This is a genomic window from Micromonospora sp. DT63, from assembly GCF_049841615.1.
In the GTDB taxonomy this organism is placed as follows: Bacteria; Actinomycetota; Actinomycetes; order Mycobacteriales; family Micromonosporaceae; genus Micromonospora.
The window spans coordinates 377,480-393,717 of sequence record NZ_JBNCKQ010000007.1; the positions used below are offsets into that span (position 1 = coordinate 377,480).

Below are 16,238 nucleotides of genomic sequence, written 5' to 3' on the forward strand. Positions count from 1 at the left end.
CGCCGGTTGCGTCGACGTTCACCTGACGCTCCAGCCGGGTCCTCCGGGCACCATCGCGGTGACCATCGCGGTGCCCGACAACGGTCTGATTCCGCCGTGGAAAGACGACTATCTCCTGGCGGACACGCCGGCGGTCCTCGAGGAGTACGTGTCCGATGTGGTCACGTTCGCCGAGAGCGACCAACCGCAGGACCTCACCAGACCCGGGGATCTGTACGAGAATCTCTTATTCGCCGGCGCAGTCCGCACGAAGTTCGCCGAGATGCGCCGAACTCTCGCCGGTCGTGCCCGGATCCGTGTTCTGCTCACCGGCGCTGCGGAGATCGTCGACCGCAAGTGGGAGGCAGCGCCGATCCCGCGCGTCCTCGGTGGCTTCACCGTCCTGGGGCAGGAGCCGGACGTGTCCCTGGTGCGGGTCGTGGACGGCCCGGCCTCGCGATCGCGTGCGGTGCCGAGCAGGCGGGTCGTGGTGGCCACCGCCACCGACCTGTCCGGCCCCCACCTGCTGCCCGACGGTGAGTCGGTGACCCTCCGCACGGCATCCGGTCGGGCGCCCCGAGACGCCGCGTTGATCCGGGAGGCGCTGCAACCGGCTCGCTTCGAGGTGGTGACCCTCGACGGCGTGACCAAACAGCGGCTCCGCAGCGCTCTGATCGACCGGAGCTATGCGGTCGTCTTCTGCGGCCACCACGTCGCGGCGCCGGCGCCCGGGCTGCTGGTGCACGCCGACGACGAGGACGCTCCCGCGACTGCCGAACTGCTGGAGCACAACTGGGTGGCGGCCAACGTCACCGACGCGAAGCCGGCCCTGGCCGTGCTGGTCGCCTGCGGCAGCGGTGAGCCGGTCGGCCCGTACGGCTCACTCGCCCGACGGCTGGCCGAGGGTGGGGTCCCGCTCGTGGTGGGCATCTACGGCACGGTCAGCCACTACGACGCCGAGCAGTTCATCGCCACGTTCTTCGAACAGCTGGTGCTGGGAACCCCGGCCGACCTGGCCGTGGCCGGAGCCCGTTCGGGGTTCAGCCGGCACGACGCGCTTCCCGTCCTGTACACGCACGGCCTTGCCTTCCTGGACCAACGGGCGCCCGCGCCGGAACTGCCGACGCCGGACACCTACCAGACCTGGGCGCTGACCCGGTCCTGGTCACCGGGCACCTCCGCCCTGCCCGTCGACGACGCTCGGCGGGTCGGCCTCGACCTGATCTGCACCCTGGACCGCGGGCCGGCGACAGTCGTGCTGGCGGACGCGAAACGTCGCAGCCGCGCTCTCGGTGACGCGCTCACCGCGGCCGAGGAGACATTCCAGCACGAGGCCACCCGTCAGCGGCGGACGTTCGCGCGCCGTCGCTGGTACGAGTACGAGGCGGCCAACAACATCCCGGACACCGTGGAAACCTGGCTCCAGCTTGCCGGAAACCCGCCGGCGCTCCGCGCTGTCCTGGAGAGCCGCCCCGACGGTGCGACTCTCGGCCTCGTCGTGACCGCCGAGACGCCCGCGACCCAGTGGGAATACGGCGGTGAGTGGGCGAAGCGGATCGCGATGTTCGCCGCGTTCCGCGACGCCGAGCTGCCCGGGGCGGCGCTGGTGCTGCGGATCGTCTCCCCGGAGCCGCTCGACGCGGTGCTGGCCGCCCAGGATGTCGCCGCCCGCCTCGACGGGCAGCGCGTCGAGTTGCTGTGCCAGGTCCTTCCGTGGACCACCAGCCGGGTGCAGCGTGCCAGATCCGTGCTGCTGCCCGGTGACGGCCCGGCCGGCTTCGGCGCCGCGGTCGCCGAGGTCCGGCAGCGGTACGGCCTCGACGCCCCGACGCCGCCGGTCGCCGGGGGCAGCCGGCCCACACCGATCGCCGCCGCCGTTCAGGCCCTGGTCGCCGCGGTGAACGCGGACTCGCCGGGACTCGCCGCCGAGGTCGGTCTGCTGCTGGACGTGCGCGACTGGTTGCGCGACTGCTACGAGCCGCTGCTCGCCGCGTACGCCCGGGACCGCGCCGGGTCCGGCCGGTACGCCGCGCTGATCGCCGCCGCCGCGACGGACGACCACCTGGATCACTGGCTCGACGAAGCCATCAAGGCCGGTCGTCCGCCCCTGCCCGACGAGGCGCCCGCCCACGCCATGCGCACCGAGGTGGTCGACGCCCTGCTCTGGGCGCTGCACCGACGCCGGCCCAGCGACGCGGCGACCCGGGACCTGCTCGAGAGCTGGCTTGAGCTGCGGGACGGCGAATCGGTCCAGCGGCTGCTCGGCACCCCGCGGGCGGAATTCGGGAACGGCCGCTGGGCCGAGGAGGATCCCGCGGTCGTCCGCCGCTGGGCCCGTGCGGTGCGGCTGGGCCCGGAGCACCTGGCCGGCGCATTCCCGGACCGGCCCGGCTACTGGGCGGCGCTGTCGCAGATGCCACTCAAACCCGAACTGGTCGAGCCGGTGCTCGCGCTCGACCCGCCCTTCCCGCTGGTCGTCGGTCTCTCGAACACCACGGGCTCCACCGGGGCCGACGTCACGGACGCCGACCTCGTCGCCGTGCTCCGGCACGCCTACCTGCCGCCGAACCGACCCGAGAGAGCGTGACCATGCTGCTCGCCGACTGGCACTTCTGCTGTTCCATCCGCCTCCAGCCGAGCGACACCCGGGCGTACCTGTCGCTGTTGGAGGTGCTGCGATCACCGCACGCACGGTCGACAATGGTGCAGTTGGCGGCCGGCCGGATCGCCACGATCGAGCGGCTGCAGCAGGTCTACGCGATTCCGGCGCTGGTGGACGCGGCGCGGCGCTGCACGGACGCCGCGACGGCCGAGCATCTCGCCGCCGCCCTGACGGCCACGATCGGCCCGGAGGCGCCGCCGGCGCTGGTGCACCTGCTCCGCCGGCTCGGCGCGGCCACCGAGCAGGAGATCGTCGAGGCGCTGTCCGCCGTACCTGTCGCGCCACCGGCCACCGGGCCGGCCCAGGGCACCCGCCTCCACCTCGACCTGCCGGGCCGAGCGACCGACGTCGCGGTACTCGCGCTCCTGCGCAGTGCCGCCGAGGCCGCGCCCCGGGCGGTCGCGGCCCACCTCGAGCAGCAGCCGGACTACGTCGAGGCGGTACTCGACGGCGAGCTGGGCCGGCTGCCGCAGCTGATCGCGATGGAGGCCGCGGGCGCTTCCGGGACGGACGGCGCCAAGCTGGTCGCCCGGCTGCTCGGCACGTCCGGCAACAGCGGCCTGGCGCAGCCCGACGTGCTCGAGACCATGGCCCGGCTGCTGTTCGCCGCGCGGCCGGCGGACGGTCGCGACACCGCCACGGTCGTGGCGGACATCGAGCGGGAGGCGGTCGGCTTCCGGCGCCTCGACGTCCTGCACAGGCGCGTCGGCGGGCCGCCACGGGCCGACGCGTTCGCCTGGCTGCGTGGCGAGCCGGAACCCCTGCTCGGCAGGCTGCTCTGGCAGACGGTTCTGTGGCAGGTCGCGGCGGAAGTGGATCCGGCGTCGCTGGCGACCCGGCTGAGCCGATGGTGGAACGCCCCGCCGTTCGCCGGCCCCAAACGCGGCAAGGGCCCGGCCCGGGTGTGGCTGCCGTGTGACTCGTCGGAGCTGAAGAGGTTCCAGGCGGCGATCGGGGATCTGCTCCGACTCCGGATGCCGCCCGGCGCCGAGGCCGGTGAGATCGAGGTCAGGTCGGGCGACCACGACCGGATGCCGGTGCCGACGGCGAGCCTGCTGTTCTCACCCTGGCTGCACCGCCGCGACGCCGTCTTCAACCCGATGGCCGTCCGCGACCAGGCCGAGGACGGCAACAGGCGCAAGCACACGGTCGCCGATGGCACGTTCCCGCATCTCGGCGACAAGTCCGCCCTGGTGCGCCTGTTCGGCGCGATCTCGGTGGCCGGCACCCTGCTGGCCGCCACCGGACCGCAGCCGCCGGCGTACCTGGTCGACCTGATGGTGCACGCGGCGGACGTGCTGGGCGGGTACCGCCTGCGGACCCACCTCGGCAACCGGGAGTCGCTGGACGCGGCAGGCGACGACGACGCCTTCCTCAACGGCCCGATGACCGGCCTCGCCCTGTACACGCAGGACTTCCTGCGCCGCATCGGCAGCGGCGAGGCGACCGCCGGAGCCGACGGCGACGCGCGACCGTCGCTGCCGCCCGCCCTGGTCGCCGAACGGTTGCGGCAGACCGTCCGGTACGAGCCCGGCGACCGGGGCAAACGGCTGGTCGGAACCCATCCGCAGCAGGCACTCAACCTGTTCCAGGAGGCGGCGACGATGGTCGTCACGCACTGGGCCTACGAGGCGTACTCCGGGCAGGTCGACGTCCCCGTCCGGGCGGCGTCGGCGGCCTGGTACGCCGGCACGGACGGGCCCACGCCCGCCGAACAGATGATCGCGCTCGCCATGACCGAGATGTGGCAGTACAACCCGGCAACCGCGTCACGGCGGCTCCTCGAACCGGCGACCCTCGCGCTGGAGGCGTTCCCATCGCTCTTCGACGCGGTCAACCGCGCGGAGTGGGACTGGCTGGACTCGTTCGTCGAGGGCCGCAAGGTCGGCACCCGGCAGGTGCTGCTCGCGCCCAACCTGAAGGTCGACGAATGGCAGCGGGTCACCATCCCCGAGCCCGGTCCGCTGGTCACGGTCGACCTCGCCATGATGACGCTGCGGCTGGAGGCGTTGCTCGCCGACGGCCGGGCCGTGGGCGAGCACGCGGACTGGATCGCCGAGTGGAGCCGGCGCGTGTCCCGGTTGAACGAGCCCAAGAACCTGCCCCGTGACATCCGCCGTCGGATGCTCGACCTGCTGGACGTGCCGGTCGCCGAGCAGAACGACGCCACGGTACGCCAGGTCCAGGAGCTGGTGATCGACGCGGTGGCCGAGTTCTCGGTCAACGCGCCGCGCTATCTCGACCTGCTCGTCGCCAAGCTGACCGGGGTGCTGCCGATCGGCGAGTCGACCACGGCGAAGCTGCGTCAGCGGCTGTTCCGTGCGCTGCTGAACAGCACCGGCGAGCGTGCGGCGACGGCCAGCCCGTGGAGTGGGTACGCACAGTCGATCGGCGCCGCGCAGCGCACCCAACTCCTGGAGCGTTTCGTCGCGCGGGTGGGGATGACCGCGGGGCACGCGCTGACGACCTCGCCCGCACAGTGGCAGTTCCACCGCGGCGGGTCGTTGGTGCCGGCGCCCGCCACCCAGGCGTACGACCCGCGGTTGGTCGCCGCGGTGTTGCGGCACGGCTACGAGTTGACGCAGGTGCCGATGAACGTCTCCCTCACCACCTTCGGGTCGTACCGAATCCCGCGGGGTGACGCCGTCGACCTGTTCGCCGCCGACGCGCGCCGTGAGGAGCGGCTGCCGGCCGGGCGGGCCTGGGTCAGCGGCATCGTGGCGGCGGCCGAGCGGCGGCAGAACGAGCGGCGCGTCCTGGTCAACTGCGGGTTGGGTGGCAGCCCGCCCGGCTTCGCGACGAACCTGTCGCTGGAGATCGGCGACCTGGTCGCCGTGCAGCTCGACAGCGGGACGATCCGGGCGGTGGAACGCCTGCACACACGGCCGCCGGCACCGGACGAGGTCCGCAAGGCCGACTTCACCATCCGGGCCGACGTGGTGAGCCTGGCGGTCGCGGGCCAACACTCCCTGCGAACGGTGTACCAGCACCGCCGCGGCATCTCGCTGCCCGCGTTGGTACACGACTACTGGGACCCCGACATCTCCGCGTCGTACCACCGCAGCACCGAGGTCACCGGATCGACGATGGTGCGGTGGGACGAGGAGCACCAGGTATGGCTGCCCACGGACCGATCTTTCGCCCACTTCCTGAGCGCCGAGCTGACCGCCGCCGCGCCGGCGACCACTGTGGTGCTCATCGAGCGGGTGATGACGCACGGCGGCGAGGCGTGGCGGGTCTGCACCAGCCCAGGCGCGGTGTATCTGCTGGCCGCCGCCGTCTGGACACCGGCCGCCCGCGCTCGCCTGGCCGACTGGCGGCTGGCCCGGCAGCAGCGCGAGGAACTCGACGGCAGCGGCGGCGAGACCGACGACAACGGTCTGCTGATCCATGTCCGCCTCGGCGGCGCCGCCGACGGTCACCCGCAGCTCGACCTGGCCGACGAGCCGCCGGCCGGGTCGCGGGAGCGGTGGCGCGACCTCGCGCCGGGGCCGTTCGACGACCGCAACCTGCGCTGGCGGCAGATGTTCGCCACGACTGACGTGCACGTGGCGACCTGGAACGGCACCGAGTGGACCATGTCGACCGGCATACCGGAGATCGCCGAGAGCGTGGTGATCCGCAGCCCGCTCGACGGCGGCGCAAGCCGGTCGATGGCGTTCGAGCTGTATCCGCACAGCTGGAACAGCGCCAGTCAGCGCACCGGAGTGGTGCGCGGCCGCACCACTCTGGAGTCGCGCTTGGACGATTTCGCCGATCCGGGTGACCGGTTCGCGTCGTTGCGTTACGTCCAGGAAGGCGACGTCTTCGACATCAAACCGGTCAACGGGCGCGACGTCCAGGCGTCGCTCAAGGGACACACCCTGGACGGGTTGCCCGTCGAGATCGACTTCGACTCGCTCACCATGGACGCCACCCTGGCCGACGGTCTGGCCTCCGGCCGTACGGTGGTCGTACGGTCGATCCGCACCAGGCCGGCGGACCACCGCCAGGACCCGGTCCCGGTCAGCACCGAGGTCCTCGAGAGCACGATGCGCGAGACGGACCGGGGACGGCTCACCCAGCTCGAGGGCCCTCGTCGCAACGTGGCGGGGCTCGCCGCACGGGTCCTGTACGGAGCCACGAGGGACGTGTGCGGCGTCTGGCTCGAGGACCACGCCGGCGACGCCTTCTACTGCGAGGCGCCGATGACCGCCTTCTCGGCGCTGCCCCGGCGGCCCGGCGATCCGGTGTGGGCCGTTCACCATGCGGGTGGGTGGTCGTTCGAGGCGACCCCGCGCCTGGTGAACGTCCGGGCGCTGTGGTCGACGCGGTTCATCGGATCGGATCAGGTGACCGGCACGGCGCTGTATCTCGGAACAACGCAGCTGCCGCCGGTGGCGATCGGCGATCTGATCCAGCGCACCGAGACCGCCGAGGTCCTCATCGCGACGCCGGGCCGGACGACCCGCCGACATCTGGCGGCACTGTCCGGCCGCCGGCGCCTGGACGTGCCGCCCGGTGCCGGCCGAGTGGAGTCCACCTGGGAGTTCCCCGACGGCGGCACCCGCCGGAGCCGGGTCCGTCTCCGGCTCGCGGGCAACCGGTACCTGTACGGGCAGGCGGACGTCGGAGCCTTCGGCCGCACCGGGGACAGCTGGGCCGACCTGCGGATCACCGCCGAGCCGCACGATCTGGCGGACGGTACCAGCATGGTCGACATCCGCCGGACGTTCCTGCCGGGCCGCTGGACGGTGCGGACCGCGCCGGACCGCTCGAACGACGACCACCGCCTCCGCGACCGGTTCGAGGCCTGGGAGCAGGGAAGCAACCGGCACGTCACCGGCAGGCTGCGCGGTGTACGCGCCGAACTCGACGGGCTGCACGTCCCCCTGCACACCGCCGACTCCGCGGTGTCGTGGACCGCCGAGGTGCCGCTGCCGGCGACGGATACGCCGTGGGTGCCCGGGCGGGACGACTACCTCGCCTCGGATGCCCGGTTCCTGCTGAGCCGGGACCCCTCGACGCAGCAGTGGCAGGCGTCGTACCGCGACGCCGCGCCGCTGACCGTGGAACAGCTGGCCCGCCGGCTCGGCCACGGAGGCGGCAGCGCGGGCACCGCTCGTTTCCCGCGCCGGATGTACTTCGCCGGGCTCGACGAGTCGGGCGCCTACCGGTTCGAGTGGGGGTACGGCTGGACCGTGCTGGCGCCCGCCAACTGCGTCCGGGCCGGATCGCAGTACGCCCCGTCGCTGTTCTACGGCGACCGCGTCGAGGCGGTCTCCTTCGAGCGGGTGACCGGTGACGACGGCGCCGAGCGACTGGTCCTCGCGATCGACCCGGCCGATCTGTGGTGGGAGATCGAGCACCAGATCTGGAGCGACGACGCCAAGGCCGTGCAACTGGTGACAGCGGTGGTCGACCCGGTGGCCCGCACCGTCGACGTCCGGAGCGCGATGGTGCGCAACGACAGGATGACCAGCGGATCCCAGCTGTCACCGGCCGCCCGGGAACGCCGGCTGCGCAACGCCCGCTTCGACCGGGCCTCGGTCGAACGGATCATCGCCGCGTTGCCCGCCGCCGCGCGCGACAGCACCCAGCCGTACGAGACCACCCTGCTCGCCGAGGTGGACCGTGGCGCGCAACCCAGCGCCGACCAGCCGTACCTCTCGTTCTCGTTCCTCACCCCCAACGGTGGGCGCGAGCGAGGGCTGCGGCCCGGGCACCGGGTGCTGATGGAGTCGGGCCGGATCCAGCGCGGCGGCTTCGGCGACTTCCGCAACGACATCTACGTGTCGTTCCGCTTCTCCGACGACGTCCTCGGCGCCGCCGACGAGCCGATCGAGGTACGGGTCTACCGGCGCTACTTCTCCTATCGGGAGGCGACGCTGCGCAACGCGCTGGAGCGTCAGGAGGCGAACGAGCCGACCGAGGTGCCGAGCCGGATGTGGGTGTCGCTCGACCGCTCCCCGAACGGCACGTCCGGGCGGGTGTGGCGAGGCGACACGATCCTGGTGCCGCCACGGCGGTCGGAGACCCTGAACACGTGGCTGGCGGCCCACTCGACGGCGGTCTTCGCCACGGTCGGCAAGACGTGGCCCGACGGCCGCGTCGTCGTCGAGCTCAGCCCCGGCGTGCTCGCCCAGTTGGTCGCCGACTCCCGTACGACCCGAGGGTTGCAGAAGGGCGACATCGTCACGCTGCGCTGGGCGGGCGACCGCGTCGTGGTGACTCCGGCCGTGTCGGCGGACGCGTCGTTCGTCGACGGTGCCGGCCGGCCGGCGACGCTGCTGCCGATGGACAATCTGCTCCGCCGACCGGCGGAGTACGCCCAGAACGGCGGCACGTTCACAGTGGTGTCGCTGCCGAACCAGCCGGTGCAGGGCGGACGGCACACGGCGTCGCTGATGAGCAGGGACCACCCGAAGCTCGCCGTGATCAAGGCCCACGCCGGCGGGAAGGCAGTCATCGACGCCACCGACGGGATCCGCGCGGCCACGGTCGGGGTCGACGGCGACGATCAGCCCGTGCTCACCGCCGTGTCCGCAGACGCGCCCGAGCCACCGCCGGTGGTCGGCTGGCACCGGTTGTCCTTCGCCGACCGGCCGACCAGCCGGATCGCCCGGCACTGTCGCGCCGGCCGGTGGCAGTACCACGACCTCAGCACCGGAAGCTGGACCGAACTGCCCGACGGCGGCCTGACCACGAGAGCGCAGGAACTGCCGGCCCGCGCGACGCCGGCGAACGACCCGCTGTTCTTCGACGACCGGTGGTCGCTGCGGTACCACCCCGAGGACCTGCGCAGGTACGCGTACCCGGCGATCCAGCTGATCGAGGACGGCGCCGCCGGCCAGGTGCGTACCTTCCCGGTCGCCGGGGTGCTCGACGGCGGACACGGCATCTGGGTGGAGCTCGCGCCGGGCCGGATCGTCGAGGTGCCCGGCAGCATCCTGCGCGCCCCCGGCACCCCGACGAGTCTGGAGAAGTTCTGCTGGCGGGACGTGTCGCCGGGCGACGAGGTGACGCTGCGTACCGTGATGTCCTCCCCGCTCGCCCTCAAGCCGCTGGACCTCGTCGCGTGGTCGCCCGGCCCGCGCGGTTACCTGGGCCGCAACCGCGCGCTGCTCGTGGTCACCGGGCACGATGTCGAGGCCGGCAGCATCACCCTGGCCGGCGGGAACTGGCAGCTCACCTACCCGGCGGACGGGGACCTCCAGCTCCGGCTGCCGGTCGGCAGCTACTGCTGGCTGGACCGGGACAACGAGCTCACCCCCGCCACCGCGGCCGACCTGCCCGAGCGCGGCGACGTCCTGCTGGTGACCTGGCGGTCCGGTGAGGTGAGCGCGGCCGGCCTGCCGCACCTGCGGTGCGAACCCGCCGAGCTCACCACCGACAACCGGACGACCTGGCTGTCGGAGGCGCTCAGCCGGCCCGCGGACCGGGCGCGCATCCTGGACGCCGTCGGCGGTTACCTCCCGGTTCGCGTGCTGGATCGCGACGGGACGACAGCACGGGTGACGCCGGTGACGGCCCGCACGGCCTCCACGTCGGGGCAGATCGTGCAGTTGCGGGTGCTCGGTGGCCTCGGCAACGGCCAGGTGCTGGCTCAGCACGGCCGGGCGCTGCTGAACGTCGAGCTGAAGGCGATGCTGCCGGGCCTGCCCGGCCGGCTGGCACCGGACGCGATCGCCTGGCTGCGCGACAGCCGCACACCGGTATGGATGCACGTCGACACCCGCCAGCGGCTGGTGTCGGGCGTTCCGGCGACGGCGTACGGCACCGACGCCCGGGTCGAACCGATGACCGTCGTCGGCGACGAGACGGCCCCGGAGGGCATCGTCTGCCGCGACACGTCGTCGCTGGCCCTGCGCTGGCTGCCCGCCCAGCAGTGTTCCTGGGCGACCGGCCTGACCGCCTCCGCGTTGCGGACCGCCATCGTGGAGCACCACGCCCCGGAGGAGCCGCTGCACGTGGTGGTCCGGGACAACGCCACCGTCTCGGTGACGATGACGCCAGACGCGGTGCACCGGCGGGCGCAGCTGACCCCCGGCAGCGCCGTGCGGGCCGTGCTGATCGCGCCACTACAGCCGCTGGACGACCTGCACCGGCGCTACCTGGCCCGCCTCTACCCGGAGGGTCAGCTCGCCGAGCTGGTCTCCGAGGGCGACCTGCGAGTCGGGGCCGACGCGGCACCGGTGCCGATGCTCGTCACGCAGCGGTCCGTGCCGCAGCGGACCCTGAGTCTGGTCCAGGCGGGCAAGCAGCGCACCAGGCTCGACATCTGCGGGTGGATGGCCGAGTCGCTGGGCGGCACCGCTGTGCCGGCGCGGTTCGCGGCGTACGTGGACGCCGGTTCCGCGCCGGCGAGCCGCCCCGTGGTCGAGCCGGAGTACGAGGCCGACCTGGCGGTCCTGCGGGAGTTCGGCGCGCAGGAGCGGTCACCCGGTGCCGCGCCGGCACCGCTGCCCGCCCTGGTGTCCTGGCTGGAGAAGTACGGCCCCGCGCTGTTCGACGGTGCCGCCCGCCCGGCCGAGATCGATCTGGCACCGGCGCTGGCCGCGGTGCTGCTGCTGCGCCGGCTCGGTCAGGACGGCAACGGACTTGCCAGCCGCCAGGCGGTGCACCTGACCCGCCGGCTCGGCGCGTGCGCCGCACGGTCGCTGCACCTGGGCCCGCTCGCGAAGTACCTGCACGATCCGTCGGCGCGAGCCACGGCGGGCGGTCAGCTGGAACGCCTGACCGCCGTCGACCTGCGCGGCCTCGACGTCACCGGGAAACCGGATCTGCGTTTCGCCGGCTCGCTGCGCGAAAACCAGGTCAGCGAGCTCAAAGCGTTCTGCCGCGGTGTCATTGGCCGCTCCGCGGGCCGGGTGGCGGAGCAGGACGTCGTCAAGCTCGCCGCAGCGCTGCTGGCCGCCGTCGGCGACGCCGAATACGCCGACCTGCTCATCGGCGTCAAGGACTGGCAGCTGACCCGGCTCGCCGCACTGGGGCGTGCGCTGACGCCGAACACCGTCGACTTCGTCGCCCAACCGCACCTGGAGGAAGCGCAGGCGCGGCTGCTGCGGAGAATCCTGCAGCGCACCCTCGGGGACGGATTGCCCACGACGATGCTCGTCGCGCCGTACCAGCCGACCGACGACCGGGAGCGCGACTATGCCCGGCGCCTGCTGGACTGGATGAAGGAAGCGACCTGATGATCAGGACTCGCCGGTCCATGCCGTATGCATTCGGCCCGAGCCCGTGCGGTGCGGGGTCGGCGCCGATCTAGGTGTTCTGTCCATGGACGTTGGCGACAGGGCGTAGATCTTGAAATGGGTGAGGACCTCCGGGTGAGGTGGAGCTTGTCGAAGGTTCCGCACCACCCGGGAGGTCCTCGTGACCCACGCTAATGCACCCCTGACCGAACGCGGCAGACTGCGTCTGGCCCGCTGCGTCGTTGACGACGAGTGGCCGCTGCGCCGGGCCGCGGAACGGTTCCAAGTCAGCCCGACTACCGCGAAACGCTGGGCCGAGCGTTACCGCGTCGAGGGCGTCGCGGGCATGAAAGACCGTTCCAGCCGGCCACACCACAGCCCGAACCGCACCCGCTTGCAGGTAGAACGCCAGGTGCTGCACCTACGGACGAGCCGGCGGTGGGGACCCGCCCGGATCGGCGGACGCCTGGATCTGCCCTGGCAACGCGCCCACGCCTGGTTCAGCACAGCCGGAATCACCGTCCGCCGCGTTCTGACCGACAACGGCTCCTGCTACAAGTCCCGGCTCTGGCACGACACCTGCACCCAGCTCGACGTCACCGTCAAGAAGACCCGCCCCTACCGGCCACAAACAAACGGCAAGGTCGAGCGTTTCCACCGGACCATGACCGACGAATGGGCCTACGCCAAGCCCTACCGATCCGAGACCGCCCGACGAGCGGCCCTACCCGCCTGGCTCCACACCTACAATCACCACCGCCACCACACCGCACTCGGCGGCCCACCCGCCAGACGCGCTGGGCCAGAACGACCGACCGTCGCGCCGCACGGCAGCCGGGACGCAGGGCTTCCTCGATCGCTTCGAACGACAGGTCGACCCCGAGGGCCTGCTCGATCCAGATGTACGCGCGGAAATGGCACGACACGCCAGGACGGCGTACATGTTGCAGCTGGCGGAACTGTCCCGGAAGTCCCGCCGTCGGCGTACAGATCCGAGTGCATAGGCAGGTACGCCGTGACGTACAAGAATCGGCGTGACAAGGGCTCCCCAGACGGCTGTCCACGGGCCCCGTCGCCGCGCGAGCGGCGGTGTCGTCCGGTCCGTGGGTCGCCCCTGGCTCAACCGAGCCTCCTCCAACCGACCGCGTCTGCGCGAAGGGTCGCGTCGTTCGGGTGCCGGCTTGCGACTCCGCGTGCCGAACCAGGTCAGCGCAAGGCGATGTGGGCGTCGGTGAGGAAGCGGTGACCGCCGTCACCGTGGGCGATTGCCGCGTTGTAGACGGCGTCGATCGCAGCGGCCAGCGGATCGTCATTCGCCAGGGCGATCAGGGCGGGAAACGCGGCGGCCTGCTGGAGCATCTCGGTGACGTCGAGTGTGCGGAAAACTCCTGCGTCCAAGCGGAGCGCGACTGTGGTGTGGGGCACCTCGGGATCGGACAGGAGCCGGTGAAACGCGGCGCTGCCGCTCTGCTCGGTGAAGGATCGCGGCAGCGGACGGCCGGCCTCGGCGTCGGCGAGCGCAGCGGCGATCCACCCGATCTGCTCCAGTCCTGCCACCCGCATCGCCCGGCGGGCCGCCCAGCAGGCTGCCTCCCGCTGGCGGGCGGCGGGCAGCGCGTCGATGCGGTCGAGCAGCCGGCGGTCAATGCGGGCCAGGGACTGCGCCTGGCCGAAGAGTCCGCGGACACGATCCGACGGTGGAGCACCTCCCCACCGCTCGGCGTCGCGCTCGGCCTGCAGGCGGCGGGACTTCTCGGCCAACGCGGTCGCCTCGGCCGCCTGCCCTCGCAACGTCGTCATCCACGGATGCGACCCGGTGGTGTCGAGCAGGTGGTCCCAGATCAGACCGAGGGCGAAGGCGTGCCGGCCCAACACTCCCTCGTGCCGCAGCGTGGAGCCGTCGGGGCCGGACGTCAGCCGTACCGTACTCGGCTCGTCGTCCGGCAGCGTTGCCAGCGGGCGGGGGAAGATCGGTTCGTCGGCGGTGGACCACGACCACAGCAAAGTCTCGTCGTCGACCCGCTTGAGCCGGACCTCAAGGTCGCCGGCGGGCAGCACTCCCTCCAGGACCTCGACCGGCGCGGGCCGGTGGCGGACCACCGCCACCCGGGACAGGCCCGCATCGTCCTCGTACGGGTCAAGTGGCAGCGGCGGCAGGATCGCCGGACGACCAGACGGGCGCGGAACCAGTGACAGCATCCCCCACTCGGCGGCCTTCGTCGGCTTCTGCTCCCAGTCGCGGTCCCCCGGGTCGGCCAGCACGGTCCGCCATGGCGTCTCCTCGGTGACCGCCCAGATGTGCACCTCGTGCCGCTCGGGCGGGTCGTCGTCGGTGCGTACGGTCTCGTGCAGGCGTTCGCGCGCGTGCACCCGCACCCGGATCAACCCGCGCGGTACAGCGACGTCGGTGAGGGCCTCCGCAGTGCCGCCCATCAGGCCGACGACCGACAGCCGGCCGCTGGGACTGAAGAGGGTTGCCTCACTGATCGCATCCCAGCCGACGTCGACTCCCGTGGGAGGCCCGGGCAGGACACGGACACGCGCCTCGATCCAACCGGTGTGTATGCCGCAGAAGCCGGTGAGCTGATACGGCCCGACGACGTGCAGCAGGCCGTCGCCGAGGGTGTAGATCCCCATCCCGGACGCACCCGGCACGGCGGACACCTCGTACTGACAGTGGCTGACCGACAACCTCGCCCAACTGGTCACGGATGCCGAACTTCGATCATGTGCGTCATTCAAGTCGGCCACTCCCAAATCCTACGGACGACCTCACCGGGCCCTCGCAGCTCGGGATCGCGTTCGTGTTCTGGACCGAGGTGAGGTTCTACTGCCCCTCCACGCAAGTCTGCCCACGGTAGCGGCCCAGGAAGGCCGACACCGCGGCGCGTACAAGGAAGTGATCGGCCGGTACAACGCTGGCAGCGGAGGCAGGCCAGATAGCGATGCATCACCGTGCGTCACCAACAGCCACTACGCCAGTTCAAGACCGCCGAAGAGATCCTCGAATCACTCGCCCTGTTTTGTAGGCGAATTTCCGGCGCGGCACACTAGCCCGCCGGGGACATAGGCCTGGACTTCGACACAGTGTTGATCATCGCTCACGGCGAGGATCGTCCAAGGTCGGGCAACGATATCGAGCGCTCTCCCTAGATCCCCCTATCGCATTCTGCCCATCCTCGACAAGCGGCGCTGGCCCCTTTCGCTCGGGACAAGCTGCACACGCTTATCGGTCGGCGCGAGGCGGGCAGCAGTCGTGGTCGGTGCTACCGATGCGTGCCGCGTTCACTGGGCGATCCGCGCCGTTCAGCAAGAACCCCGGAATCAGAAGGCACCACGTCTCGGTCGCCGCGAACGTTGTCGCGCCTGCGATGACCGACTTGGCGGCGTGCTCGCGCCCAACCAGGCAAGACCGCCGCCGAGCCGGCTCCCTGCGCGGGCTGACCGTGGGTGGTGCCGTGATCCGCTGCAGCGCCGACCGTCCGGGGATCAGCGACAGGTGATCTCCCGTTCGAAGTGGGCGCGCAGCGTGTCGTAGCTGACCCGCCCGTCGTCGGTGTCGAAGGAGAGCGCCGCCAGCGGAGTGTCGGCCGGGAACTGGGCCACCTGCTCGGGCAGGGCGACCGCGTCGGAGTACGACCGCCCGTCCGCCGTGTCCACCGCAACCGATAGCGTGCGGTCGAACTGTGCGGGCGGCGCCTGCCGAACGGTGCCGAAGCCGGCCCCGAGGACGATCAACCCATCGCGGGTGTCCGCACCGGCCGGACCCGTTTCGACCGGGTCCGCCGCCTCCCAGAGCAGCACCGAGTTGCCGCTCTTCTCCGCCGGCGGAACTGCGTGCACCTGTATCGTCCGCACGGTGTCGCCGGGACAGATCGGGGTGTAGACGGCCAGCCGGTCACCGAGGCGCACGAACCCAATCTGGTAGTCCGGGCGCCGCGGGTGCTGGCAGGCGGCGCCCAGCTGGCTGAGGCAGAGCAGCAGCCCTGCCAGCAGCCAGAGCCGACGCCGTCCGCGTTTCAGCATTGGCTGTACGACTTCCCCTTGGCGTCGGCCGCGACCTCGTACCGGTTCTGGCACGGGTCGTTGGCCACCCAAACGTTTTCCAGGGTGTACATGTAGCCGAAGACGTTACCGTCCTTCTTCCACTGGGCCACGTGTTCCTTCTCGTGGGCGACCGTTTTGGCCGAGACCGGTCCCGGATCGTCGGTGAGGAAGGTGGTGCCGTAGGTGGTGCCACCCCGCTGGGACAGCGGACCTCCGCCGCCCGGCAGACCCGCAGCCGGTCCTGCATCGTGCAGTTACCGCCGCTGATCTCCGCGACCCCTGCGACAAACAGGCCAGTTGTAACGTAGCAACAGTCAGCAACATCTGCAGCGCTTGACGCGCAATCAGGAGCAGACCTGCCGCTCCATCCAGGA

5 protein-coding genes and 1 pseudogene are annotated in these 16,238 nt (G+C 71.8%); 3 read left to right on the plus strand and 3 right to left on the minus strand.

Going from position 1 to position 16,238, the window contains the following annotated elements; translation table 11 throughout:
* The first annotated feature begins 58 nt into the window (after positions 1–58).
* From ACLQ27_RS25680 to ACLQ27_RS25690, 3 genes and pseudogenes are all read left to right on the plus strand, one after another.
* The gene (locus tag ACLQ27_RS25680; RefSeq protein WP_425869055.1) at positions 59–2,566 is read left to right on the plus strand and encodes a CHAT domain-containing protein; all 2,508 of its coding nucleotides are present in this window, start codon (positions 59–61) and stop codon (positions 2,564–2,566) included.
* On the plus strand, positions 2,563–11,817 hold the full coding sequence (locus ACLQ27_RS25685) for a hypothetical protein (RefSeq protein ID WP_425869057.1): 9,255 nt from the start codon (positions 2,563–2,565) through the stop codon (positions 11,815–11,817). The genes ACLQ27_RS25680 and ACLQ27_RS25685 overlap by 4 nt, the downstream gene beginning before the upstream one ends.
* Before the next feature lie 181 nt (positions 11,818–11,998).
* Positions 11,999–12,613: pseudogene (locus ACLQ27_RS25690) on the plus strand (integrase core domain-containing protein); the annotation flags it as partial.
* Between the two features lie 410 nt (positions 12,614–13,023).
* On the opposite strand, the gene ACLQ27_RS25695 reads toward ACLQ27_RS25690, so the two are convergent.
* The 3 genes from ACLQ27_RS25695 to ACLQ27_RS25705 form a co-directional block, all read right to left on the minus strand.
* Entirely contained in the window at positions 13,024–14,472 is a 1,449-nt protein-coding gene (locus ACLQ27_RS25695; RefSeq protein ID WP_357574792.1) for a hypothetical protein, read from the minus strand.
* A gap of 834 nt (positions 14,473–15,306) precedes the next feature.
* Positions 15,307–15,843 (minus strand): hypothetical protein, encoded by a 537-nt coding sequence (locus tag ACLQ27_RS25700; RefSeq protein ID WP_425869059.1) that lies wholly within the window; start codon positions 15,841–15,843, stop codon positions 15,307–15,309.
* Positions 15,837–15,974 carry a hypothetical protein gene (locus ACLQ27_RS25705; RefSeq protein WP_357489439.1) on the minus strand — a complete coding sequence of 46 codons (138 nt, stop codon included), beginning with the start codon at positions 15,972–15,974 and terminating at the stop codon, positions 15,837–15,839. Before ACLQ27_RS25705 ends, ACLQ27_RS25700 begins: the two co-directional genes overlap by 7 nt.
* Positions 15,975–16,238: the final 264 nt, after the last annotated feature.